This window comes from Psychrobacter sp. L7, assembly GCF_002810365.1.
GTDB lineage: Bacteria > Pseudomonadota > Gammaproteobacteria > Pseudomonadales > Moraxellaceae > Psychrobacter > Psychrobacter celer.
This window is the reverse complement of record NZ_NEXR01000004.1, coordinates 326,616-352,867: the sequence shown is the minus strand read 5'-3', so window position 1 is coordinate 352,867 and position 26,252 is coordinate 326,616. Positions and strand designations below refer to the sequence as shown.

Sequence of the window (26,252 nt, the reverse complement as noted above, 5' to 3'; positions counted from 1 at the left end):
TAGCTATATAGAAGGTGGAGAGATATCAGCCGATGGCAAATCGAAATTCGACGTCGACTTTGTAGCCAAATCGTTAAAAGGCGAGCTTACCTTTACTGATAAGCAAGTCGATATTGCTGCAGATATAACAAACAATACTTTTGCTAGCAAGAAAGGAGCTGCCGTCAATACTGTAGGTGGTTTCTATGGTAAAGGTGCTAGCCATTTAGGTGGTGTTTATGAGAGAGAGGATAATAGTGGTTATATCAAAGGAACTTATGGCGCAACCAAAGTTGATATAACTGCGCCTCCTGCACCAGTAGAGTCTAAAATGACTGGCTTTCAATCTACCGCCCTAAGTAGTAAAGAGAAAACACTACCCTTTGGTTTAGGGCAGTTAGATAATGCTATTGGCTATGTAGAGATACGTGATGATAAGTCTGGTTGGACCGAGTTAAAAACAGAAAATGGCTCAAATGTACCGGTAGATAACCGTGAAGGGAACAATTTCAATAGCTTCAATAACGGTGTTGTTCGCGCAGACATGGTTAAACCCGAGAGTGTCTTACAGCCAATCAACGTGTCTTTAACCAATAGTGGCTCAGTGACCGTAGATGCGGGTAAAGGTGGACAAAATCCAACCTTTAACTACAGCTCTGTGTACGAAAACTTCGACTCACAGATGCAAGTCGGTCATGTTTATGGCAACTTCAATTCATTAGTTGGCGATGTCTCCCGCGCTGCCAATGTCTATGTCGAAGGCTATCTAACCTCTCAGTATGGTATGGATAACCTCAAGACCGTTGGCGATGGTACCGCTCAGTACACAGGTGTAGCGACTTATATCGAAAATATCCATTTAGATGATAACGCATCTACTGTACCAGTTAATGGCAGATCCGCATTCGATGTTGACTTCGTCAATGGCTCAGTAGATGGTACTTTATCGTTTGATGCAGGTAGCTATAAGTACATGCCAGCGGGTAACGAAATCGGTATTTCAGCGACGATTGATGGTAATACGTTCGCTGGAAATGTCAACGGTATCGATACTGCTGGTGGCTTCTATGGTGAAGAAGGTAGATTCCTAGGCGGTATTTATCAAGATGCTGAAGTTAATGGTGGTAAAGGAACTGTCGCGGGAACTGGTACCAAATTTCAAGGAACCTTTGGCGCTGAAAAGCAATAAAGGAATATGACTGTACAACCCAAACGAAAAAGCGTCTTAGGACGCTTTTTTTCTCGCTTAAACGTTTAAAATCCCTTAGGATGATTAATGATCATACTTAGGTAAGGATACCCATGAATAATCAATATATGCTCAAACCTCTTACGCTCTGTGTTTCACTAATGATGGCTTATTCTGTCCCCGTCATGGCAGAAGATACGCCACCAGACATAGGGCCGGAGCTTGATCAGGCAACTGAGCTGCTCAAACGTGAAAATCAAACAGCAGTATCAGATCCCACAGCGCCATCTACCGCGGTTTCTGATACAGAGGCGCAGCGTGCCATCAAAAGTCGTCAGCAACTTGCTGCCGCCACGACATACAATTTGGCGGCGTTAAAAGCCAACCCAGCGGCGTTTAGTAAGTTTTTAAATGATGCGTTAGCCGCGCAAGATATGGTCACGGTAAAAGAAGTATTGCCGCATTATAAAGCACTTAAAACCAATGATCCCATGCTCATCAAATTCGCTGACGCCTTAATATATCGCAGTGAAGCCAAAAACAAGCAAGCCATCGCCATTTACCGTGAGATGCTCGCAGCAGATCCAGATTTTCACCCTGTACGCCTAAATATGGCGATTGCCATGCAAGCAGATAAGCAGTATGCCGCCGCAAAAGAGCAGTTTTTAAAGCTACAGTCGGTTGATTTACCAGCGCCTGTGATGGCGAGAGTTCAAAACTCGTTGGCTCAAATAAATAGCTCAGAAAAATGGCAGTTTAACGTCTCAGCCAGCTATGTCAGAGATAGCAATATCAATGACGCGCCGTCTAAGTCTATTCAATCTAGTCTGGGGCGTTCAATCGAACAAAAAACGGCCAACGGTATTCAGGTGTCTGGCAGTGCCAATAAGCGCTTTAATTTACCCGAGAATTTTTATGCAACCGTAGGCGGAAATGCCTCACTAAAAGGCTACTGGGATGAAACGGATTATAACGATTATCTGCTGACCGCTTCTGCTGGTATTGGTTATGATGATGCCAAAAATGATGTCTCACTCACACCGTTTGTGACCAAGCGGTATTACGATGAAGAAGATTATAGCCTACGTAAAGGGGTCACGGTCAGCGGCTCACGCTGGGTAAAACCAAAGTTGAAATTGACGGCCACCGGTATTTTGTCCAATGAAACGTTTGAGGATGACGACAATAAAAACCGAGAAACCGATGGTCAGTTCCTTGGCCTAAACGCATTTTATATCAAAGATGCCAAAGAGTACTTCTATGGTGGATTGGGTAATTATCAAAACGATGTCCCCAAATCAAGCATCATCAGCTACGATCGCAATTCTGTCAATGTCGGTTGGGGGCGTGAATGGAAGCACGGTATATCTACCCTTGCGACAGCAGGCTATGGTATCAAAGAGTACGAAGATCCTGCAGATGCCTATCCAGCTGGTAGTGGTGCATGGTTGGGCTACTATAATGCAGTGGGCGGTAAGCCGGGTACAAAACGCGAGGATAAAACCACCTCACTAGGCCTACAAGTCTGGAAGCGCGATATCACAGTGCTTGGTCTGACTCCAAGACTGGTGTTTGACTATGAAACGACCTCTAGTAACTTTGGTTATTATGATGATCGTGATGAGAAGACAGCAACGATACTATTAACCAAGACTTTCTAAGTATCTTACCAGTTTTGTATTAGCCAAATAAAACCCTCGCTATCCGAGATAGCGAGGGTTTTTTAGTGTTCGATAGTTTATGAACTTATTTATTTAAATTCAGCTCCATCTCTTTATATTTGGCAGATACCGAAGGTCTTGGACCGCCAGTCATGATACTCACTGCAAAGATAGCAATGGTACTTAAAATAAAGCCTGGAACGATGGCGTATAACCAACTATTTAGTGGTACGCCATTCATCTCAAATGGACCATAGACCCATAGGATGACTGTCAAGGCACCGATGACCATACCGGCGACAGCGCCATTACGGTTCATACCGCGCCATGTCAGACTAAAGATAACGAGCGGGCCAAATGCCGCGCCAAATCCTGCCCAAGCGTTAGAAACGAGGTTCAGTACTGAGCTGTCTGGGTTTGACGCTAATAAGATAGCCACGACAGCGACGACAATCACAGAAATACGGCCGACCAGTACTTGGCGCGCCTCTGGTGCTTCTTTATCAAAAAACAGCTTATACACATCTTTTGTCAATGAGCTTGATACCACCAATAGCTGAGATGAGATGGTACTCATGATAGCGGCCAAAATAGCCGCTAGTAAGAAGCCTGAAACCAATGGATGGAATAAAAACTGCGTGAATACCAAAAAGATAGTCTCAGGATCATCTAGGGTCATCGCGGTTTTTTGTACGTAAGCGCGACCGGCGATACCCGTCACACAAGCACCGATCAGGCTGATAATCATCCAGCTCATACCGATGTTACGCGCTGTCGGAACATCTCGCACTGAGCGAATCGCCATAAAGCGCACGATAATATGCGGTTGACCAAAATAGCCTAAGCCCCATGCAAGTAGCGAGATGATACCAAGTGCTGTCATGCCGCTTGTAATATCGAGCATACTAGGATCGATGGTTCTGATGGCATTAGTCGTGGCTGACACGCCGCCCAGATCTGTCAAGGCAACGATAGGGACGATCACCATGGCAAACAGCATGATGACACCCTGTACAAAGTCAGTCATCGACACGGCAAGGAAACCACCAAACAAGGTATAAATGACGACCACACCAGCGGTGACCCATAGACCAGTGCTATAAGAGAGATTTAATGAGCTTTCAAACAGTTTGCCACCACCGACGAGGCTGGCCGCGGTATACACCGTGAAAAAGAGGATGATAACGATGGCAGAGATGACGCGCAGCATATGCGACTTGTCTTCAAAGCGATTGGCGAAGTAATCAGGGAGGGTGATGGCGTTGTCAGCAACTTCGGTATAAACCCGAAGACGCGGTGCCACGATGATATAGTTTAAAAAAGCACCCAATGTCAGACCGATGGCAATCCAAGCACTGACCACGCCATCGGCATACATAGCGCCTGGTAGTCCAAGCAATAGCCAGCCTGACATATCTGAGGCACCCGCTGAGAGTGCCGTTACTGCTGGGCCGAGATTACGGCCACCGAGCATATAGCCTTCTGTATCATTGGCCTGCTTAAAGTAAGCATAAACGCCAATCCCAATCATCACTAAAAAATAGGCGCCGAGCGATATCAGCACGCCACTAGAAACTCCGTTCATATAAATTGTCCTTAACCAACTGCGTTGGCGGTAATTATTTTTAACTATAAAGAGTAAGTATTACAAGACGTTGTCCAAAACAATATCTAAAGACAAAAAAAGCCATTAAGTAGGACATAATGGCTTTGATTCAATATCTGCTGTTAGTTTTATATGATTGGCGTTGCTCTAGGGCGAAGGTATATAGATCATGACACTGCAATTATCGACCAAATCATCCTCTCATAGATAGCAAACGGTATAGTCAATAAGGAGCAAATCAAAAAGTCGATGCTTCGCTTTATCGCATTTGCCAGTTGTATACCTATAGTTATATACCTATATTAATCGCCAATATAACCAATCATTTAAAACCATTAAACCTACTGCCACCTATCATATATTACTCGAAGTGTTCAATATATGACTATCAGTGTTCATATGGTAAATTTTTGTTATAAAAACAACGTCAAGCGTATTATAACGTATGACTACTACAAATGCGAATGGCGTGTCTGCTAGTGGTAAGGCACAAGAATTATGCGCCTTGACTGATGTTATATAGTATGAATCACTTTATTAATCGATAGGAGATAGTAGATCCAATAGCGCCGTCACACTGCTAGATTGAGTCAGCTTTGGATTGATGACCACGCCCAAATAACGCTGTAGCTCGATATTGTCCGCCATATCGATACGCTCCAAGTCTTGACTGATCATGGTCTGCGGCAGTACCGACCAGCCAAGACCGACAGAAACCAGCATACGAATAGACTCTAATGGGTTGGTGCTCATGGTCGCATAAGGCTTGAGGTTATGCTTGGCAAACTCAGCCAGCGTAATCTGACTGGTAAAGGTATTGGCAGACGGTAAAATCGCAGGATAGCGAGCCAACTGCTCGAGCGTCACATTGGATTTGGTAGCCAATGGTGACAAAGTGCCTGTCATAAAGTATAAAGGGTCAGACCAAAGCGTATGGTAGGTTAGCCGCTTGTCGTAGACAGGTGGCAAAGTGACAAACGCCAGTGACAAGTCGCCGTCTAATACTGCTTTGTGTGCCGCCTCTGAATCGACAAAATGCACTTCTAGCTGGACGGCAGGATACGCTTGGATAAAGTGTTTGAGGACAGGCGCTAAATGGTGTAGGCCAATATGATGGCTAGTACCGATAATCAGCTTACCTGAGACAATATGCTGGGAGTGCTGCAGGTTTATCTTGAAGTTTTCATAATCTTCAAGCCAGCGTTTGGCATGCGGCAGCATTTCTGTCGCCGCTTGCGTGGGTACGATACCGCGTCCGACAGTATCGAACAAAGTGATGTTAAACTCATCTTCCAAATTTTTGATACGTTTACTGACTGCAGGCTGAGTGATAAACAGCTTTTCGGCTGCGCCTGAGATGCTGCCAGTGTGCATAACGGTAACGAATGTCGTCAAATTTGTGGTGTTCAAACGGATGTCCTTAGCTACTTCGTAAGCTATAAATAAAAGTTGGCTGATCCAATCACAATGTATTAGAAATAAAAGTTTGTGTCTATGTAAAAATCATCAATTATTATTATAGGATTAGCCTGCTATAATCACAAGACATCAAGACGTATTGTCACATATTTATTGCATAAACGGCGGTGTTTTTTCGTATAACGCTTGTTTTAAGCGCAGTTTTTAGCAATAAATACTAGATAAGTATGCCGACCTGATAAAGCGTCGGCATAGAGATAAGACATACCAACATACTACCTAGACTAGACCTTATTTTTGCTTACCGATAGCAAGCAGATAAAAATAGTAAGCAAGTGAAAATAGTGGGTCAGTGAAAAACTGAGCAATTAGCAATTAGTAATTAGCAATCAATAAAGGATAGCAATATGGCCGGTCAAACGTTATATGACAAACTTTGGAACGCTCACGAAGTCACCAAGCGTGATGATGGCTCGAGCCTGATTTATATCGATCGCCATTTGCTGCACGAAGTGACAAGTCCACAGGCGTTTGAAGGCTTAGAGCTGGCCAATCGGGAGCCGTGGCGTCTGTCTGCAAATATCGCAAGCCCAGATCATAACGTCCCAACAGTGACCAAAGAGCGATTAGAGGGCGTGTCGGGTATCAAAGACAAAGTATCGCGCTTACAAGTACTGACGTTGGATGAAAACTGTAGCAAGTTCGATATTGCTGAGTTTACCATCAATGATGCGCGTCAAGGTATTTTGCACGTGGTCGGTCCTGAGCAGGGCTTGGTGCTGCCCGGTATGACAGTGGTCTGCGGTGATTCACATACCGCCACTCATGGCGCGCTAGGTTGCCTCGCTCATGGCATCGGTACCTCTGAGGTTGAGCACGTACTAGCCACTCAGTGTTTGATTCAAAAGAAATCAAAAAATATGCAAATCCGAGTCACTGGTACGCTTGGCGCTGGCGTGACGCCAAAAGATGTGGTGCTAGCAACTATTGCCAAAATCGGTACGGCAGGCGGCACAGGATACGCAATTGAATTTGCAGGGCAAGTGTTTGAAGACATGAGCATGGAGGGGCGCATGACCGTCTGTAATATGGCGATTGAGGCGGGCGCACGCGTTGGTATGGTGGCGGTCGATGATACGACGATTGACTATGTCAAAGGCCGTCCTTATGCGCCAACCGAGGAGCAGTGGGAGCAAGCCGAAGCTTATTGGCGTACGTTATACTCAGATGATGATGCCGTATTTGATAGCGTGATTGAGATTGATGGTAGTGAGATTGCGCCGCAGGTGTCTTGGGGCACGTCACCTGAAATGGTCGTCGATGTCACTCAGTCTGTCCCGACACCTGACGAAGCTATCGATGAGGCGCAGCAAGAAGGCTGGCTACGCGCATACACCTATATGGGCCTAAGCGCAGGTCAAAAGATTACCGATATCCAGCTTGATCGTATTTTTATTGGCTCATGCACCAACTCGCGTATCGAAGACTTGCGTGATGCTGCTGCGGTCATCAAAGGCCGCAAAGTCGCTGACAATATCAAGGAGGCGATTGTGGTGGCGGGCTCAGGGCAGGTCAAGCAGCAGGCAGAATCAGAAGGCTTGGATACCGTCTTTACGGAGGCGGGTTTTGAGTGGCGTGAGCCTGGCTGTTCGATGTGCCTTGCGATGAATGCCGATAAGCTAGAGCCTGGAGAGCATTGTGCCTCAACCTCTAACCGTAACTTTGAAGGCCGTCAAGGCAATGGTGGTCGTACGCATTTGGTCAGCCCCGCGATGGCAGCAGCAGCAGCATTGGCGGGTCACTTTGTGGACGTGCGTACGTTTTAAGACCGTTCATCCATAACTCCCTCATTGAATTGATAGGAAAAACTATGCAAGCTTATAACACCCAAACGGGTATCGTTTGCCCACTTGATCGCGCAAACGTCGATACCGACCAGATTATCGCCAAGCAGTTTTTAAAGTCCATTAAACGTACTGGTTTTGGCGTCAATCTATTTGATGACTGGCGTTATTTGGACGAAGGGTTTCCGGGGCAAGATAATAGTAAACGCCCGATCAACCCTGATTTTGTCTTAAATCAGCCCCGCTATCAAGGTGCTACCATTTTGCTGGCACGCAGAAACTTTGGCTGTGGCTCAAGCCGTGAGCATGCGCCTTGGGCACTGTCAGAATATGGCTTTCGTACGATTATTGCGCCAAGCTTTGCCGATATTTTTTATAATAACTGTTTTAAAAACGGTATGTTGCCCATCGTCTTAGACGAAGAGATTGTCGATGAATTGATGAAAGCGACCATGGCCAATGAAGGCTATGAGCTCACCGCCGATCTTGAGCGTCAAGTTGTCATCACTCCAAGCGGTGAAGAGTACGCTTTTGAGGTCGATGAGTTTCGTAAGCATTGCTTGTTAAATGGTCTTGATGACATCGGACTGACTTTGCAGCAAGGCGACGCCATCAAAGCGTATGAGGACAAAATGAAGCAAAAAACACCGTGGGTGTTTAATGACGTACAAGCATAAAAAAGTGCCTCTTAACCGTGGTGGGCAACGTGCTGAACAATAGTAATGCAGCGTTGAGTTATGGCGGTGAACTGGCTAAAATAAGGGGGTCGTTGTGTTGTTTTTATCTTCCTTATTATAAACAGTAGCCGCCATTATGAATAAAACACGTTATGCTTTGTGGACCAGTACAGTGATTGCTGCCAGTTTTTTAATGTCAGGCTGCCAGCTATTAACCGGTTATCAAAAAATTGATGAAGCCGAAGATGCCAAAGTATGGGCAGGCCATATTCAGCCAGTCGCAGGCGAGGTAAGTATCGCGTGTGTTGGAACCTATCACTGCGAAATCGTGCAGATAGACAAAACACTCGTCATCGCTCCTGACAGTCACGAGCCGGTAAATCCAGCCATGGTGACGACGCTTGCAGAGGGCACAAAAAAGACCCCAACCAGTGCAGAGATGATGCCGCTTGCCAATAAAAAGTCGATCAAGATAGTGCCGCTATCCGCCTCTGCAATGCCAGGATTGACCAATTACTATGCCAGAGTCATGCCAGCCAAGCGCGAAATTCACGTCAATTTCTATCCAGAAAATAACGTGGGCTATGTTGAGCGTTTTGCCATGATTCATGATTTTACTCAGGCAGGGACTTATCAGTTACGTGCTTATCAAAAAAAGCCTAGTAATAAGTCAGGCAGCTTGCTAGAGACCGCGTCGCCCGAGCCTTTATGCATTGAGCTGCTACAGGGTAGTACCGTACAGCGCCGGTTTTGTAAGCAGTTAGATAGCAAGCATCGAGGTGAGTTTGTAGAAACCCGTATATAAAAATCTGGTTAATACGTCGATGTCATCTATTTGTGCTAGATAGCCTGCTTCACTGTCGTTTGTCTCATGTTTAACGCAGTTTTTGAGATAAAGACACGCCTTAAAAGCCGCGAAACACGCTGTAGCGAAGGCGTATATTTTGGTATGTTTTAGCAAAAATCCATCGCAGTATTATTCAATAAAAACCTATGAAAAAGGATCAGTATGGCAACGATTTTGACACTAGCGGGCGATGGCATCGGCCCTGAGATTATGACCCAAGCCATTGATGTATTAAATGCCGTCAATGACAAGTTTGCATTAAATTTGACCCTCGAATCTGGGCTGATCGGCGGCGTCGCCATCGATGCGACTGGCGAACCTTTACCAGATGAGACCTTGGCTCGTGCCCGTGTCGCCGATGCAGTATTACTAGGCGCGGTCGGTGGTCCAAAATGGGATGGTATCGAGCGCAGCAAGCGTCCTGAGCGTGGTCTTCTGAAGATTCGCGGTGAGCTTGGCTTGTTTGCCAATCTACGTGTGGCAAAGCTGTATCCTCAGCTGGCCAATGCCTCGAGTATCAAGCCTGAAATCATCTCAGGTCTCGACCTGCTAATCGTGCGTGAGCTGACAGGCGGTATCTATTTTGGAGAGCCGCGCGGTATTCGTACGCTAGATAATGGTGAGCAGCAAGGCTATAACACCATGGTATATAGCACAAGCGAAATTCAGCGTATCGGCAAGGTGGCGTTTGAGTTGGCAAAAACGCGGGCAGCCGCGATAGGTAGTGCTGCCAAAGTCTGCTCAGTGGATAAGGCCAATGTCTTAGAGGTTACTGAGCTGTGGAAGCAGACGATGATTGAGATGCAGCAGGCTGAGTATGGTGATGTGGCGTTATCACATATGTATGCTGATAATGCATGCATGCAGCTGATTAAAGACCCAAAACAGTTTGACGTTATGGTGACGGGCAATATGTTTGGTGACATCTTATCTGATGAAGCTGCGATGCTGACAGGGTCCATTGGTATGTTGCCATCAGCCAGTCTTGATGCGTCAGGAAAAGGCATGTACGAGCCTTGTCATGGCTCGGCACCGGATATCGCAGGGCAAGACAAGGCCAACCCATTAGCGACGATATTATCTGTTGCCATGATGCTGCGCTATACCTTTAAGCAAGAAGCGGCCGCCCAAGCCATTGAGCAAGCAGTCAGCGACGTGCTGGATGATGGACTTCGTACGCTCGATATTTTAGATCCTAGTGAAGCTGGATTGACCCAGGTTGGCTGTCAGCAAATGGGACAAGCCGTTTTGGCAAAATTGGTATAAGGCTCTGCGATATTGCGCCCTATAAAAAGCCATATACAAAGTCTGACGACTCATTTAACGTCTGACTGCTCGTTTTTTGACTGTTAAATCGTCGTATTTTATAAGTTTAGCACCCATACATTGCTCTGCAGTTTATGGGTTTTTTATATTTGTCTTATATTCATTTGGCTGCGCTGGGTAACATAACCAACCTGTTATCCGCAAAAAAGTACTTTTATTAACACAGCTTGTGCAGAAGGCCGGTCTTATTAACATAAAGGTGTTATATGCTCACAGACCGATATGGCACCATATTTCACGTATACAACTGATAAAAAACAATCTGATAAAAATAATCGATATAACAATAAAACCTGATAAAAATGCTAGGAGCACACATGTATCATTTAAATAAAATCAGTGCAGCGCTCGCCGCGGTTGGTTTTTCAGCTGCCGTATTGATAGGACAAAGCGTTATCGCCGATACAGACAATGCCAGGGGCGATGCTCAGGCAACGATGAGCAAATCCGCCGCCACTAAAGACGTTAGCCCAGTCACCAACGGCGTCAGTCAAAAGCTGACTGGTGATAGCAAAACGTCGATGTCGCTTAACAAACTGCTTCCTACCATTAAGTACAGCACCGACGATTTGCCAGCGATGGCAAAAAAAGTAAACGACGCCAGCTGGACGTCAGGTACTAATATCGATCGGACAATTGGCACCAAGTTACAAGCATTATTAAACTGGCATCACAGTGGCGTGGGTGCGGTCGATGGATACTGGGGAAAAAACACCAAAAAAGCCATGCAAGCCTTTCAAAAAGCCAATGGCCTAAGTGTCACAGAGGCTTTAAATACCGAGACTTGGCAAGCCCTTACGAGTGATAAGGTGCTTATGATGCAGCCTGTGTTGGTCAGCTACCAATTGACAGACGCGGACGTCGATATCAAAACCACTACTATCCCAGCGGGCGCTACCGCAAAAGCTGAGCTAGAAGGTCTATATTATGAAAGTGTGATAGAGGCGTTGGCAGAGAAGTTTCACATGAGTGAAAAATATCTTAAAACCCTAAATCCCAATGCCAGCTTTTCAGCGGGTGAGACCATAACGGTCTATAATCCAGGAAACCCCAACACCGCGCCCGTCAGCCGTGTGGTCGCCGACAAAACCACTCAGACGCTATATGCGTACGATGATAAAGGGACTCTGGTTGCCAGTTATCCGACGACAGTAGGGAGTACGGCCACCCCGTCGCCATCAGGCACGCATACAGTAGAGGTCAAGGTTCATGAGCCCAACTATACTTATACTGCCGATGATGGGAGCCAAACTATCTTGCCGCCAGGCCCTAACAACCCAGTCGGCTCTGTGTGGATTGGCCTGAGTAAACCCTCTTATGGTATTCATGGCTCGCCAGACCCTGCTCGTATCAGCCGTCAAGCATCCGCAGGCTGCGTGCGTCTGACCAACTGGGATGCCTTGGCACTATTAGGTGTCATACAAAATGGGGCTACGGTAGAGTTCAAATAGCTTCAGACAAAAGACACAGAGCATGAAGCCATCGAGGTTTTTTGCTCATAAAGGCGGGTTTTATGAACGCGCCAAAAAAATACCGCTAACCATCAGTTAGCGGTGTTTTTATGCGGGTATGGCGGATATAGTTATTACTAAATAAAAAAGATGCACAGCATAAATTCGCGAGATTGGTACAAGTTTTTCTTGCTTGCTGTGCCTGCGCCGCTCGATGCCGCAAAAAACTTATTCGAGTCTCGCCATATCTTTTTTATATTAATCTGACTAACTTGTAAGACAAAACATTGATAGCCAATAATGAGTCGGTTTGCATTTTCATTATTATTATCTGTTAAACCACCCAAGCATTCACAAAAATGCTCTTAAAATTGTCTTAGCAAGTACTGCATCATTTGGTAGTGATGAGATTTGTCATAACCACGTTTTCGTCATCACTGTTTAATAAAATCGATTGCAATAAAGCCGATTTTTATCGTAATTAGTTTTTACCACGATAGGTGATACGACCCTTTGATAAGTCATAGGGGGTCATCTCGACTTTAACTTTATCGCCAGTCAAGATACGGATATAGTGTTTACGCATTTTACCAGAGATATGCGCGATGATTTCATGTCCGTTTTCTAAACGAACTTTAAACAATGTGTTTGGAAGGGTGTCGATGACTTCGCCTTCAAATTCGATAATATCGTCTTTTGCCATAATTTTGTATCAATCAGTTAAAAATAAGCCCATATTATACGCAAGCTAGCGTATTAAAGCAATACAGAACCTGGTTTTGGCTTGACAGCTTGTAATCGATATGTATATCAGTCAGGCAGGTTTAGCCAGAGGGGCGTAAGAGGCGCGGTGGGCAATAGTTTTTGCCAATGCTCAGGGTAGTAAGCATTGATAAAGTATAGGCCGTCACCAGAGGCGGTCGGTGGTGCAATAGTACGGTCTTTTTTGGCCAAAATAGTCAAAAAATCAGACGGCTCTAGCTCGTGCTTGCCGATAGCGTACAAGGTGCCCATTAGGTTGCGTACCATATGATGCAAGAAGCCATCTGCTTGAATGTCAAACACGATAAACTGACCATGGGCAAACAGTCTGGCATGACTGACTGAGCGCACTGGCTGATTGGACTGACAAGCGGCGGCGCGAAAGCTACTAAAGTCGTGCGTACCGACGATATCCGCTGCTGCCTGCTGCATGGCGGCCAAGTCAAGTGGTTCATAAATATGAGTGACTTGATGGTTTAAGATAGCGGGGCGCTGGGGTTGATTGAGGGTGATATAACGATAACGACGGGCGATAGCGCCAAACCGTGCATGAAAGTCGTTCGGCATGGGCTGTATCCAGCGCAGCGCAATGTCGTCAGGGAGTAGGCTGTTTACACCGCGAAGCCAGTTATGAGTCGGGCGATAGGCGTGAGTGGTAAAGTGGGCAATCATATTGCTGGCATGGACGCTGGCATCGGTACGCCCTGCGGCGACGACTTCTACGGTCTCATTGGCGACTTTGCCGATAGCGGTTTCGAGGGCCTCTTGGACACCCAGCACTTCTTGTTGCCGCTGCCAGCCGTGATACTGCGTACCCAAAAACTCGATAGCGATTGCTAGGGTGTAAGTGGGTTGGCTGGCGGTTTCGATAGGAAGTATCTCAGACATGATAATGTGTGGCTTATAAAGTAAATGGTAAGGGCTTCTTATGGTCGTAATAGGACCGATCAAATCAGCGCTTTTTGATGGTGATGCTGGCTTGGCTGACATTGTTTGTCCAGCGTTGACGGCGTCTGGTAGGACTGTCGTACCGTAGCAGCAGCCACAATAACCGCGCATAGATGGCTGGAATGGTCAACCGGCCGCCAGCGATGACATGATACTCATATTGCCAACTGCCAGCCGCATAGTTGTCACTCACGCCGCCAAAAGGCGATTGACTGGCGCAAACCACCATATGCCCATGCTGATGCGCAAGGGTTAATGCCTGCGCCAAATCAGCTGAATAGGGCACGTTGCCTGCACCAAATCCTAATAAGATAATGCCACATGGCGGCTGAGAAAGTAGGGCTTGTAGCTGATTGCTCATAACCTCAGTATCGTTGGGTAGGCAATACAGCGCATGAATACGTGCTTGCTTGGCACGAGCATCGATGCTTTTGCTGACTTCTTGTTGGTCCTCGAGCCAGTGTTGGCGGCGGGCATCTGGCAAGTGCTTTATATAACTATTGGCAGGATAGGCTGCCCGAGAGTGACCAGTAAACGCCATGAGATCATGACTATGGATTTTTTGTACCGTTTGCGCAGGCCAAGATTCGCCGCCAAAGGCAATTTTTACTCCTGACTCACCCGCTGCTGCCAGTTTTAACGCATCGTTTAGGTTGCCCCACGCATCGCTATGCGTATCGACGCTATAGGTATGTAGCATCTCGCTGTCTAATAGCGGGCGCATACTGCCAGTGACCGCCACACAGATATCACTCCCTGCAAAGGCCTCTGCCAAAAACGCCCCGAGATAACTGAGCGTATCGGTACCAGTGATCAGCACAAAACGTCTGTGCCCCTGCGCATAGGCGGCTAGTATCAGCTGGTAAAAATGCACAAAATCGACGGGCGTCAATTGGCTACTGTCTTTGATCAAAGTGTTGTCTAGCCAAGAGACTGGCGGCAGATAGTGGGCATGATCTGGCTCTGTTAGCAGTGTTTGTAACGTCGGTAAAAACACCTCTGCTGGTAGCGGTGCTAATGGCCGGCCATAACTGCCAAAAGTGCCGCCTGCATAAATCAGCTGGACGGGATCAGTAAGCGTCTTGGTCATAACAGAAGAGGGCATAGTCGGCGCCGTCATAAAAAGTAAATAAAAATAAAAGCTAGGGTACCCCAGCTCAATCGCTCAAATGAACTGCTCAATGAGTTGCTCAATAAATTGATAGTCATCTAAATCAGACCCTACTATAAAGGCTCAATGCAAAAAAAAGCAAGTATTCTCAAGGCACAAGAATACTTGCTGATAAAAAAGCCTGCTTTTTAATTACGCTGTGCGCTCGAGTAGTAACTGCGCTTGCTGCTGCTGTGCACTATTGCCTTGAGAAATGACTTCATTGAGCAAGCGTTTGGCACTATCGTACTCACCTAGCTGCAGGTACTGGCCTGCCAAGTCTAATGCTACCTGATTGCTGTCTAATGATTTGACAAAGTCAAAATCAGCGGCAAAGCGTGCTAAGAAGTCCTCAGCGTTATCTTTTTCAATACTCCCGGCAGGTTGAGCTGCTACTGGGGCAGCTGAGCTTGCTGCTGTATCCGATTCATCTGATAATGCATCAAGATCAAAATCAAAGTCATCATCGATCAATGTATTATCATCAAACGATGTGGGGCTACTCGAAGTCAGCTCAGAGGCTGCTGTCAAAGTAGGAGTAGCGTCATCACTGCTGTCTGCAAAATCACTGTCTAATGTTAAGTCATCAATATCGATGCTGTCATCACTTAATTCGCCACTTATCTCATCGCTCAGATCAAGCACAGGCTCATCAGTGTTTGTTTCAACATCTAAGTCAGCTAAGTCAGACTCTGTTTCAATTCCTAGTCCAGTCTCTGATGCAACGTTTAAGTCATCTGCGTCATCCAAATCGTCTAAGGACAAGACAAAGTCGTCGTTGCGGCTTTGGGCGGTCGCATCAGTCATGTGGTCAGTCGTGCTTGCTTTATCAGCAGCATCTTCTGAATCCATATCTGTCACTAAATCATCAAAATCTAAGACGAAATCCTCTTCATCTAGCGTTAGCGCTTCATTGGTATCCGCGCCGACACTGTCCGCTTGGGTTGAGACATCAGATGACTCTGGCTGCGCTGTTTCAATGTCCTCAAGACCAAAGTCGAATTCACTAAAATCTGTCTCTTCAGTCGTTTCTGTGGCCGCAGTGCTCTCGTCAGCTGCCGTGGTAGGCATTGCTGCCAGTGCCGGCTCATCTAAATCCGCTTCCAAATCACTGAGCGTCAAAGCAAAATCTGTGTCGGTATTGTCATCTGCCAGCACTTGTTCTGATAATGCTGGGGTCTCGACAGAAGAAGTTAAGGAGGCATCGCTCTCGCTGATATCATCAGTTGCCACATCATGGGTGGGACTGGCAGGTGTCGTTGGCAGATCAAAATCTATGCTTTCAAAGTCGGCGGCTTGCTCAACGGGCGCAGTTTGCGCGGCGACTTGATTTTGCTCTTCAAAAAACAGCATCTTTAGCTCATCTGCTAAGGCAAGGCTTTTTGGGTCATTTTGCGAGCTGATGGTGTCATAGACTTTGTTGAAATTCTCTGATTGATTGATCGTCGCATAGATGCTTAGCAGCTTTAAAGAAAGCTGACTGTCGTTAGGCTTTTCGCGCAAGCCGCGATTGAGTGTTTCAATCGCTTTGTCATAACGCTGCTGATCTATAAAGCGTTGGGCAATGGTGATGGTGTCAAACTTGTTTTCGCCGCTGACATCAGTTTGTACGGGCGCACTTGCTTTTGGCGCTGGTGTCTGTGCCGCTGCATTTCTATCTGATTTGACATAAGGCTGCGCCGAAGGTTTTTGCGCTTTGTTTTTACGTATCACTAAAACCGCTATTAATACAATCAGTACCAAGCCGGCGATGATGTATAGCATATTGTCCATTGTTACTCCCACGCCTATGATCACAGCATAATACGCTGCTATATCAGGCAATTATTGGTTGCGTAGTTTTTTGAGACGAGCTTGCAGCTCTGCCAATTTTTGATTCTGTAATTGAATTGTTCGCGTATAACTGTCAAGTGCGCTACTGGTCTTGGATAAGCTTTGGGCCTGAGAGGCTGCCGCTTGCCGTGATGCTTTTAAAGTAGCTAGTATGTCTGTGCTAATTCCATTGCCTGTGGCCGCCGCTGATTTGGTTTGGGTGCCATCGGCATTGCCATCATGTCCTGGAGCCAATACAGAAAACTGCGCTCTTGGCAGGGTCTTGGTAATGGTTGGTTTTTTTTGTGACTTGGCTGCAGGTGCTGAGTTGTTTTGCGCTTTAGCTGTATGGGGCTTTGCTTTAGGTGCTGGCTGTGCGACAGGGGTATTTATCCGCCGACGATATTTTTGTTTTTGGGCGCTGATAGCGGCCTCTAGCGCTTGCTGTGATGGCAATACATCATAATTCGGCAGATTTAGCTTGGCGTCGGCTTTGAGCTGGTCTGCGTCTTTATTGATAAAAGCATTGGGGTTTTGTGATTGAATCTGTTTCATTACGGTTTGAATATCGACATTGTTTTCTTGGGCAATCTGCTGAGCAATGATCCATAAGCTATCATTGCGCTGTACTTGATATTGAAAGTTTGCCGTGCTTTGCGTTTGGGCGTCTGCTATAGAGTCTGCTGCCACGTGGTTTGTAGGTGCAGTCTGATCGTTGGTGCTTGATTGAGAGGGTGCGGCAGTATCAGCCGGTATGTTGCTACCGACAACCGTTGCCGCTGCCGTATGCGCTGTGCTCAAAGCCGCTTGCTCGGCGGTTTGGTTGTCCTGAGCTGCGTCGTTTTTTGGGGCGGCAGCTACGATGCTGGCACTCACATCCGTGTTTTTTTGCTGACTCGGCTGTATCTGACGCGTGACTTGAATATTTAGCGTATCTAGTGCGTTGTTTGCTTGCGCTGTGCCGAGCGTGTGTTGCGTAGCAGATGATACTTCGCTCGCGGTGCTAATACTTGAGGCGGTTTGCTCTTGAGCCAAACGGCCATTGTCCAAGCGGCTGGCAGGGTTAGGTCGGCTAGCATTGGTCTGCGCTGGACTGGCGGCGGCTGTGAGCTCAAAGTCATTAGCCAAACGCCCATTGTCTAAACGGCTAGGCGTATAGGTTAGATGGTCAGTTGCTGATACAGATGTCTTGGCAGGCGTGCTGGCTGAGGCAGCTTGCGTTTGAATACTTGCGTTTTGCGTATTGGCCCTTTGCGTATTCGGCAGTTGCACGTTGGGCGCGGACCGTTTGACGGCCGTAGGAGCGCTTGTCGATGAGCTTGCGGCTGATGCCGATATCAGTGGTGGCGGAGCACCTTTTCTAAGGGTCAAAGGCTTGGCATTATTGGCGGATACGGCAGGTAAATTGGGCTTTTTTGCGCCTGTTACGATGTTTTTGGTGGTGTCGATGGGCAAGCTGGCATCGAGCGGCATCAATAATGTTTTGGGCACGACATTACGCTGACCCTGATCATTGATGGTTAATACAATATCGGCAAAGGGTTTAGAAACAGGTTTTGATGTACTGATATAGACTTGGCCGCTGGTTTCTGAAGTCGGCTGAAAGCGTACCATCATTGAGTCAGTTGGCGTCAACCCCATTTGCTGATAGATAGCAGGGTTGGCCAAGCTGGCTGAAAAATCAGCCGCCCGAATGTCTGAGACACTGATGTTGGCTCTTAGAGGCTCATGCTGTGCTGAGGTCACAACGGTCTTGCCAATCGTGGCCGCTTGGGCACTAGAGACAAAGGCGGCACAGCTTACCGAACACAGTAATGCCATCGATACCGCACGGTGTACGTGAGTCAAACGATGAGATAAACGACAAGACATATGCAGCCCTTAGAATATAGGTTATCTTTGCTTTTATAACAAAATCTGGTTTAGTTTACCAGTTTATTTCACAACTGTTGTGTCCAATGTATCAAATGTTAATTTACTGTATAAAACACTCGTTTATTCAGTCGTCATCTGCTTCTCAAGTAGCATGGCGTCTCCATAACTAAAGAAGCGGTATTGCTGCTCGACGGCATGTTTGTACGCTTGTTCAATCGCTTGTTTACCCGAAAATGCCGAGACCAGCATCAATAGGGTAGACTTTGGCAAATGAAAGTTGGTTAGTAGCTTATCGATGACAGCGAATTTAAAGCCTGGATAAATAAAAATATCTGTGTCGCCTGACCAGCCAGCAAGCGGTTTGCCCGTGCTCGCAGTCTTTTGGTAGGCAGTTTCGAGCACGCGCGTGACTGTCGTGCCAATCGCGATCACTTGCTTGCCGTTTGCATGGGTTTGATTGATCAGATCCGCGGTTGCCTGCGGTAGATGCGCATATTCACTGTGCATGGTGTGATTGAGCAAGTTGTCGGTTTTGACAGGGGCAAAGGTGCCCGCGCCCACGTGCAACGTCACAAAGGCGGTGTGAATGCCTTTGGCTGCCAGTTTATCCAAAACCACTTCATCAAAATGTAAGCTGGCAGTCGGTGCCGCCACGCTAGCGAGTTTGGCTGGATCATGAAAAACGGTTTGATAGCGGGTATTGTCCGTGGCGTCTGCATGACGCTCAAAATATGGTGGGATAGGTAGCTCGCCGTATTGCTCTAGCTGCGGCAGGATAGGAGCATCAAAGGCTAGGATAAATAAATTATCCTGACGACCAATCATGACCGCATGTATATGACCATCGCCGAGCTGCAAGCGCTGTCCAAGCTTGGGCGCTTTGCTGGCTTTTATGTGACCAAGCGCGATATGGTCAGTGCAGACCGGCTGATCATCCGCGGTCGTCAAATGCAGGGCGGCGGGCGCCAAGTCTGCAATATCGACCAAACGCTCGATCAGCACCTCGATCTTACCGCCCGTGTCTTTTTGTCCAAACAGGCGCGCTTTCATCACCTTGGTGTCGTTAAACACAATCAAATCACCCGCATTTAGTAAATCTGGCAATTCAGAAAACATGCGGTCTTCGGCACGGCTATCTGCCACATTGGCGGGATTGCTGGCGGGTAAATACAATAATCTTGAGGCTGAGCGCTGCGCTAGTGGGTAGCGGGCAATTAACTCATCTGGCAGCTCATAGTCATAGTCATTAACGCTCAGATAGTCTAAGTCATTATTGTTTTTATGGGTATCAGTTATGGTATTACGATCTAAATCTACAGCGTGGGAGTGGGTCATAATGGGTCTTTCAGTGAAGAGTGATGAAGGATGGTATGAGCGTAATTGTAGCAGAAATGACAGGATAAACGCATGTCTCATTGAGTGACTCACGGGCATAATGTGTCATAACGACCACGTTATTACGGCCATGTCGTCATGACCGCGCGCTGCCACAAAAACCTGACAGCCATACTGATGGTTTGAGGTAACCATCGCTCAGATATCAATCAGATATCAATCAGACTCATCTATTCAAATAGTTTTAACTGAGGCAAGAGCAGGGCGGCGGGCACCAATGAAGAGAAAGTCACACCGACCAGACGTATGGGCAGCTGACGCGGGATGTCCAAAAACAGCTTGTCTAGCCAATAATGGGCGGATTCGGCGCTGTCAAAGGCCGTCGATAATGTGTGTGAGCGCGTGACTTGAGTAAAATCCGCGTATTTAACTTTTAAAGTGATGGTATGCGCGACCAGTTGTTTTTTTTGCATTTGATCAAACGCGTCTTCATTTTGTGCATAAATTTGTACTTTTAGCTCAGCATCGTCGTCAAGATTATCCCGAAAGGTGGTCTCAGAGCCTACGGATTTGTGCGTGCGCTGCGACTTGACCGTACGCTCATCGCGGCCATGAGCGATATCATGATAGAACTGACCACGTTTTCCAAACTCCTGTACCAATGCCGCCGCTGGCAAGCGCCGCAAATCAGCACCCGTGCGCACGCCCATGGCATGAAGGCGCTTGGCAGTGGCTTTGCCAATACCATGAAAGCGCTCGATGGGAAGGGTACTAATAAACGCATCGGCATCGGCTGGGGTGATAACTGCGATACCATTGGGTTTGTTGATATCAGAGGCAATCTTGGCCAGCATCTTATTAAATGAGACGCCAGCAGAAGCGGTCAGCCCTGTGTGCGCCAAAATCTGCGCTCGTAGCCAATTGGCCATCAACGTCGCTGAGCCCTTATGTATAGATAAGCCGGTGACATCCAGATAGGCTTCATCCAATGACAGCGGTTCGACATGAGGCGTCAATTGATGCATGATTTGGCGTATATCACGACTGACCGCCCGATAAACCTCAAAGCGCGGCCGAACAAATATCGCCTCAGGACAGCGTTTACGCGCTTCATAGCATGACATCGCTGAGCGTACACCAAACTTGCGCACCTCATAACTGGCTGCTGCGACAACCCCGCGCCCGCTTGGGTCACCACCGACTACCAAAGGCAGACCTCGTAACTTTGGAAAGTCACGTTGTTCGACACTGGCATAAAAAGCATCCATATCAATATGAATGATTTTGCGGGGTGAAAGAGGAGTAGAAGCAGTCATGACCACTATTTTACCCCAATTAGCAAAACTATTTTAGCGGCAACCATAAATATGGCTTGATTTTATAAATAAATAGGATGTTAAAACAATTTAAAGAATATCAGTGGGTTAAACCCGCCAATCTCCCTAAGCTCGTACCTTTTGTTTACCGTTTAACCTAAAGGATTTGCCGTCTATCATGAATAATGCATTTAGATGTTACGCTTTTGCTTCAGACGTTCTACACTAAAGTAAGTATCGAAGTAGACGATTGTTAAAAGGATAAACAACTTCTTTATACGCCCTAGTCTATAGCGAATAAAAAGGTTGTTTATGGCTCGCACCACACTCGCCTATAGAGTATTGGTAAACTCGCCGCCTAAGGGAACATACTTAGGGGTGCATGAGGGACTAAGGAGCTGATGATGAATAAACTAACAGGGAGCGAATTGACACGCGCAATGCTAGCACGAGGAGATAAAGATATCTGGTGTGCAGTTTGTGATGAGAGTGATGAGCTGGCGATGATGGATCTGTATGGTAATGACTTTACTGTCTATATTGTCGCTTATCGTGACGGATATTTTTACTGCCGTAGCGGCACATCTTGGGCCTGTGCAGTGCCTATAAAGATAGCAGCCATCACGCAAGAAGACATTGATAGCCCAATGATACAATAAATCTTATAAACACAAAAAAACCTCCCATATAGGAGGCTTTTTTGCTAAAGATGGTACCAGTGGTCGGACTCGAACCGACACGCTTTTAAAGGCAACGGATTTTGAATCCGTCATGTCTACCAATTCCATCACACTGGCATGTAAGTAGATAACGTTTATAAAAACAACAGTTATCGAATTGGGTTACGGTGTTCGCCGTATAGGCTGCGTATTATAGCAGCCTATTTTTTGTCGTCAAGAATTATTTTAAATAATTTGCAGTTATTTGACGATATAGCAAAAAACGCAGACCTAACCGACAAAGGCTCGTTCAACGGCATAGTCGGCTTGTACGCCCATACGTGGGGAGACAGTGAGGCCAAACCCGTTTAGTATCTCTGATACTTCCGCGTTAAATGGCATGCTACCGCATAGCATGACACGATCATCGTCTTTGTTCATCGGTGGCAAGCCGATATCGTCAAACAGCTTACCTGATCTCATCAAATCGGTGACTCGGCCTTGGTTTCTAAATTCTTCACGGGTCACGGTGGGGTAGTAAATGAATTTTTCACGGTACCATTCGCCAAAGATTTCATCGTTAGGCAACTGGTTTTCAAACATATCGCGATAGGCCAAGTCTTCGACATGACGCACGCCATGTACCAAAATGATTTTGTCAAAACGCTCATAAACCTCAGGGTCACGTGCCAATGCCAAAAAAGGCGCAAGTCCAGTACCCGTCGATAGCATGTAAAGGTGCTTACCTGGTAACAGGTCATCCAACACTAACGTGCCTGTGGGTTTTTTACTGACCAATAACTCATCGCCAACTTTGATGTGTTGCAAGCGTGAAGTCAGTGGGCCGTCTTGTACTTTGATCGAAAAGAACTCTAAATGCTCTTCGTAGTTGGGACTGGCAATAGAGTAAGCGCGCAGCAGCGGTCTGCCATCGACCACGATTCCAATCATCGCAAACTCGCCATTACGGAAGCGTAAGCCATCGTCACGCGTGGTTTTGATGCTAAATAGAGAGTCATTCCAATGATGAACCTCTGTAACCGTTTCGGTGCGAAGTTTTGACATAAAGTCCTCGTTAATAAGTGATTATCGGTATCGTATGGGTTAAATAGGTATAAGATAAAATTTTTCAATGACCGTTTCGGCGCTAATAAGGCGTTGGGTTTTGTAGGCAGTATGAAGCGCTATTTTAGCCTTTTATATACTTTAACTTATATATTTTAACATTTTATATAATGTTATAAATGACAGCGAATGCCTGTGGCGTCAAGCCATGAAAATCAGTTTGTTCAGCCAAATCTGCCCACTAAGATAAGGCAAAACACGACAAGGTATCACTATTTTTATCAAAAGCGGTTTCGTCAGCGCGCCTAGCCTATCAAGTCGCCTCTATTGAACTGTCCATATCAAATTGCTTTTATAGAGCTGTTTCTATAAAACTGTTTTTATAAAAATAGGGGCGGTCATCAAATTCTCGCTCATAATACCAAACTTTAAAATAAAAATCCGTCTGGCAGCGACTATGTGGCATGATAAAATAGAATATCGTTAGTAAATAATTTTGTATCATGCAATAAGCGTGTTTTTGGAGAATTTATGCCTGTATCAGGTGACGATGTGCTCGCCGATTGTCATCGGGCGCCTATTATTGGCTATCATCGTGCGCCGCTCTCGCAAAAGTTTGGGGCGCCAAGACAACCAAACTTGGTGGCGCTGATGAGCGTAGTTGAGATGATTGCGCCTTATGATACGCCCGCCGCTTTTGTGGGTTTAGAGGCGTTTAGTCATATCTGGCTGAGCTGGCAGTTTCATCATAATGATACGGTCAAGGCTGGCAGAGTGAGTGCAGGCGCACCTACCGGCGAGGTGGGTATGACAGCGGCGCGCACGATAGCAAAGGGGCATTTTCGTCCGCAAGTGCGGCCACCAAGATTGGGTGGCAATCAAAAAATAGGCGTGTTTGCCAGTCGTAGTATGTATCGCCCATCAGCGCTGGGTCTGTCTGTGGTCAAGCTTGAGCGCGTCGAGGTAGTACAAGGTCGCGCGTTTCTTATCATCAGTGGCGCTGATATGATAGATGGTACGCCCATCATCGATATCAAGCCCTATGTGGCGTATAGCGATGCGCTGATCGATGCTCGTAGTGGCTTTGCTCCTACGGCACCTGAGCTGCTAGAGGTCACAGTCACTGACACCGCTTATCAGCAGTTTTTGCAGCTAATATCAGATGCGCCTACTAGAGACACCGCGCAAGGGGCTGGCAGGCAAGTGTTAATCGATCAGGCGCGCTGGCAACTTGTTGATACGGATATGGCCATCATTCAAGCACTCATCGCTCAAGATCCGCGTCCTGCCTATCGCCGCAAGGAAGTGCACAAAACCTTTACGATGCGCTACAAGTCTGTCGATATAGCGTTTTGGCGGCTTGCCTCAGGGGCGCTGCAGATCACAGGGATTACCGGCATAGCATAACGTTATACAGTATCACGCTAACATAGTATCACGCTAAAGAGCTTATATAATGCTGCAGCTGAGCTTGGCCAATCTAGACAATGGCCTCACATGTACTGACCAAAAAAGAAGAAAAATATGTCTGAGCAGAAGTATTCGATAGTCATAGATTTACGGTGGTGCCTAGATGAGTTACTGGCGGATAGAGTCATTGATCAACGCAGCTATAATTTGGTCATTACCAGCCGCCGAGCCAAGGAGCAGCACCCACTACTGACCATTAGCGAGTTTGGTTTGCCCAATGCTCATGCGCTAGACAGCGCCTCTGAGGCCAAACTAACGCTGTCATGGCTCAACCAATGGTTGGCAGTCAAAGCGGGTATGGCGATGGTGCGTATTGATCCGCTAAAGGTTGATGTGCCAGCAGTCACGCAGCTGATGTCTTTTGAATATGCTCGCTCGCAGCATATTTTGCCGATTGAGGTCACATTAGATGAGGTCGTCATTGGTACAGACCAGCCGTTTTTTACCGATTGGCACGCCAATATCGAAAAACTGATCAAATCCAAAACCTATCGCACCGTCTATATCAGTCCCGATCAGCTCAAGCGCTATCGTCAAGAGTTTTATCAAGTGACACAAGCGATTGCGGGTGCCAACTCTTTACATAAGCGTGCTGCCGCTGATGTGACCAATGTCGAGGCATTATTGCAGCTTGGGGACAACACCAACCCCGATGCCAATGATCAACATATTGTCAAAGTCGTCGACTGGCTGCTGCAGTATGCCTTTGAGCAGCGTGCCAGTGATATTCATTTAGAGCCGCGGCGTGAGATGGGGAGGGTGCGTTTTCGTATCGATGGGGTGCTGCACACAGTATATGAGATGCCGCTGGCCATCATCGTCGCAGTGACTGCGCGTATCAAAATCTTGGGGCGGCTAAATGTCGCCGAAAAGCGCAAACCGCAAGATGGCCGTCTAAAGACTCGTACGCCAAAGGGGCTAGAAACCGAGCTGCGACTCTCTACCATGCCGACCGCTTTTGGCGAAAAACTGGTGATGCGCGTCTTTGACCCTGAAGTGTTGGTACGCTCGTTTGCTCAGCTTGGTTTGTCGGGTAAGCAGCTCGAGACATGGCATGAGCTGACCGCCCATCCAAACGGTATTATTTTGGTCACCGGCCCGACAGGCTCTGGTAAGACCACCACCCTATATAGTACGCTCAAACAGCTGGCGACCGAGCAGGTCAACGTGTGTACCATCGAAGACCCTATCGAGATGATAGAGCCAAGCTTTAATCAGATGCAGGTCAATGCGGGAGTGGATTTGCATTTCGCTGATGGTATCCGCTCATTGATGCGTCAGGATCCAGATATCATCATGGTTGGGGAGATTCGAGATACTGAGACGGCCAATATGGCGGTACAAGCATCGCTAACTGGGCACTTGGTACTCTCAACACTGCATACCAATGATGCACCAAGCTCACTGACACGTTTGCATGATTTGGGGGTGCAGCCGTTTTTGACCTCAGCGACCATACTCGGAGTCATGGCACAGCGTTTATTGCGTACCTTATGTCCACACTGCAAGCAAGCGCTAGAGGTACGCCCCGAGAGTGAGATTGCCATTCAATGGCAGGAGATGGTGCAGCCTTGGCGCGCGCCCTTGCCTGCGCAAATCTACCGCGCAATAGGCTGTGAGCATTGCCGCCAAACGGGCTATCAAGGCCGTGTGGGCCTGTATGAAATCATGCCGCTATCCAATGAGTTAAAAAAGTTGGTCGCAACCGATGCCAATGTAGAGGCACTAAAAAAACAAGCCTACCGCGAAGGGGTGCAGCCGCTGCGATTATCGGGTGCCAAGCGTATCAGTGAAGGGGTGACGACCATAGAAGAGGTGATGCGCGTGGTACCGCTGCATTAAGTGTATGCGGCAAATAGAC

General features: G+C 47.0%; 20 protein-coding genes and 1 tRNA gene. 10 read left to right on the top strand and 11 right to left on the bottom strand.

All coding sequences use genetic code 11. The annotated features are described in order from the left end of the window. Together CAP50_RS12705 and CAP50_RS07430 are read left to right on the top strand one after the other, a co-directional pair. The coding region (locus CAP50_RS12705) for a transferrin-binding protein-like solute binding protein (RefSeq protein ID WP_172953080.1) at nt 1–1,168 on the top strand (1,168 nt) is incomplete at its 5' end. A 113-nt stretch (nt 1,169–1,281) separates the two neighbouring features. After that, on the top strand, nt 1,282–2,829 hold the full coding sequence (locus CAP50_RS07430; protein WP_100749557.1) for a porin family protein: 1,548 nt from the start codon (nt 1,282–1,284) through the stop codon (nt 2,827–2,829). Nucleotides 2,830–2,914: 85 nt separating this feature from the next. Here CAP50_RS07430 and putP read toward each other — a convergent pair whose 3' ends face one another. Next, nucleotides 2,915–4,414 (bottom strand): sodium/proline symporter PutP, encoded by a 1,500-nt coding sequence (putP, locus tag CAP50_RS07425; RefSeq protein WP_100749556.1) that lies wholly within the window; start codon nt 4,412–4,414, stop codon nt 2,915–2,917. 558 nt (nt 4,415–4,972) lie between these two features. Further along, nucleotides 4,973–5,845 (bottom strand): LysR family transcriptional regulator, encoded by an 873-nt coding sequence (locus CAP50_RS07420; protein ID WP_075101606.1) that lies wholly within the window; start codon nt 5,843–5,845, stop codon nt 4,973–4,975. A 416-nt stretch (nt 5,846–6,261) separates the two neighbouring features. Between CAP50_RS07420 and leuC the strand changes: the two genes are divergently transcribed. From leuC to CAP50_RS07395, 5 genes are all read left to right on the top strand, one after another. Further along, on the top strand, nt 6,262–7,680 hold the full coding sequence (leuC, locus tag CAP50_RS07415; RefSeq protein ID WP_100749555.1) for a 3-isopropylmalate dehydratase large subunit: 1,419 nt from the start codon (nt 6,262–6,264) through the stop codon (nt 7,678–7,680). Between the two features lie 44 nt (nt 7,681–7,724). Then, nucleotides 7,725–8,375, top strand: a complete 651-nt coding sequence (gene leuD / locus CAP50_RS07410; RefSeq protein WP_100749554.1) for a 3-isopropylmalate dehydratase small subunit — start codon at nt 7,725–7,727, stop codon at nt 8,373–8,375. 136 nt (nt 8,376–8,511) lie between these two features. Then, nucleotides 8,512–9,180, top strand: coding sequence for a hypothetical protein (locus tag CAP50_RS07405; protein ID WP_100749553.1), 669 nt, complete (start codon nt 8,512–8,514; stop codon nt 9,178–9,180). Nucleotides 9,181–9,384: 204 nt separating this feature from the next. After that, nucleotides 9,385–10,488, top strand: coding sequence for a 3-isopropylmalate dehydrogenase (gene leuB, locus CAP50_RS07400; protein ID WP_100749552.1), 1,104 nt, complete (start codon nt 9,385–9,387; stop codon nt 10,486–10,488). A gap of 377 nt (nt 10,489–10,865) precedes the next feature. Beyond that, complete coding sequence (locus tag CAP50_RS07395; protein ID WP_100749551.1) at nt 10,866–11,999, top strand: L,D-transpeptidase family protein; 1,134 nt, start codon at nt 10,866–10,868, stop codon at nt 11,997–11,999. A 481-nt stretch (nt 12,000–12,480) separates the two neighbouring features. Here the strand turns inward: CAP50_RS07395 and infA are convergent, their stop codons facing one another. From infA to dinB, 7 genes are all read right to left on the bottom strand, one after another. Continuing rightward, complete coding sequence (gene infA, locus CAP50_RS07390) at nt 12,481–12,702, bottom strand: translation initiation factor IF-1 (RefSeq protein ID WP_021814850.1); 222 nt, start codon at nt 12,700–12,702, stop codon at nt 12,481–12,483. A 107-nt stretch (nt 12,703–12,809) separates the two neighbouring features. After that, entirely contained in the window at nt 12,810–13,649 is an 840-nt protein-coding gene (gene truA, locus CAP50_RS07385; protein ID WP_100749575.1) for a tRNA pseudouridine(38-40) synthase TruA, read from the bottom strand. A gap of 64 nt (nt 13,650–13,713) precedes the next feature. Next, the gene (locus CAP50_RS07380; RefSeq protein WP_075101600.1) at nt 13,714–14,799 is read right to left on the bottom strand and encodes an asparaginase; all 1,086 of its coding nucleotides are present in this window, start codon (nt 14,797–14,799) and stop codon (nt 13,714–13,716) included. Between the two features lie 213 nt (nt 14,800–15,012). Beyond that, nucleotides 15,013–16,632, bottom strand: a complete 1,620-nt coding sequence (locus tag CAP50_RS07375; protein ID WP_100749550.1) for a FimV/HubP family polar landmark protein — start codon at nt 16,630–16,632, stop codon at nt 15,013–15,015. 51 nt (nt 16,633–16,683) lie between these two features. Beyond that, a complete protein-coding gene (locus CAP50_RS07370) occupies nt 16,684–18,543 on the bottom strand; it encodes a type IV pilus assembly protein FimV (protein WP_100749549.1) in 1,860 nt (619 codons plus the stop codon). Nucleotides 18,544–18,666: 123 nt separating this feature from the next. After that, entirely contained in the window at nt 18,667–19,881 is a 1,215-nt protein-coding gene (queA, locus tag CAP50_RS07365) for a tRNA preQ1(34) S-adenosylmethionine ribosyltransferase-isomerase QueA (protein ID WP_100749548.1), read from the bottom strand. Nucleotides 19,882–20,111: 230 nt separating this feature from the next. Continuing rightward, nucleotides 20,112–21,197, bottom strand: a complete 1,086-nt coding sequence (gene dinB / locus CAP50_RS07360) for a DNA polymerase IV (RefSeq protein ID WP_100749574.1) — start codon at nt 21,195–21,197, stop codon at nt 20,112–20,114. A 404-nt stretch (nt 21,198–21,601) separates the two neighbouring features. On the opposite strand from dinB, the gene CAP50_RS07355 reads away from it, so the two are divergent. Beyond that, nucleotides 21,602–21,856: a hypothetical protein gene (locus CAP50_RS07355; RefSeq protein ID WP_241900690.1), complete on the top strand. Its 255-nt coding sequence runs from the start codon at nt 21,602–21,604 to the stop codon at nt 21,854–21,856. A gap of 51 nt (nt 21,857–21,907) precedes the next feature. Here the strand turns inward: CAP50_RS07355 and CAP50_RS07350 are convergent. Both CAP50_RS07350 and CAP50_RS07345 read right to left on the bottom strand, forming a co-directional pair. Next, nucleotides 21,908–21,994, bottom strand: a tRNA-Leu gene (locus tag CAP50_RS07350). A 153-nt stretch (nt 21,995–22,147) separates the two neighbouring features. Then, nucleotides 22,148–22,921, bottom strand: coding sequence for a ferredoxin--NADP reductase (locus CAP50_RS07345; protein WP_100749547.1), 774 nt, complete (start codon nt 22,919–22,921; stop codon nt 22,148–22,150). A gap of 531 nt (nt 22,922–23,452) precedes the next feature. On the opposite strand from CAP50_RS07345, the gene CAP50_RS07340 reads away from it, so the two are divergent. Then, on the top strand, nt 23,453–24,328 hold the full coding sequence (locus CAP50_RS07340) for an SAM-dependent methyltransferase (RefSeq protein ID WP_100749546.1): 876 nt from the start codon (nt 23,453–23,455) through the stop codon (nt 24,326–24,328). Nucleotides 24,329–24,445: 117 nt separating this feature from the next. Further along, entirely contained in the window at nt 24,446–26,233 is a 1,788-nt protein-coding gene (locus CAP50_RS07335) for a GspE/PulE family protein (RefSeq protein ID WP_100749545.1), read from the top strand. Nucleotides 26,234–26,252 lie beyond the last annotated feature (19 nt).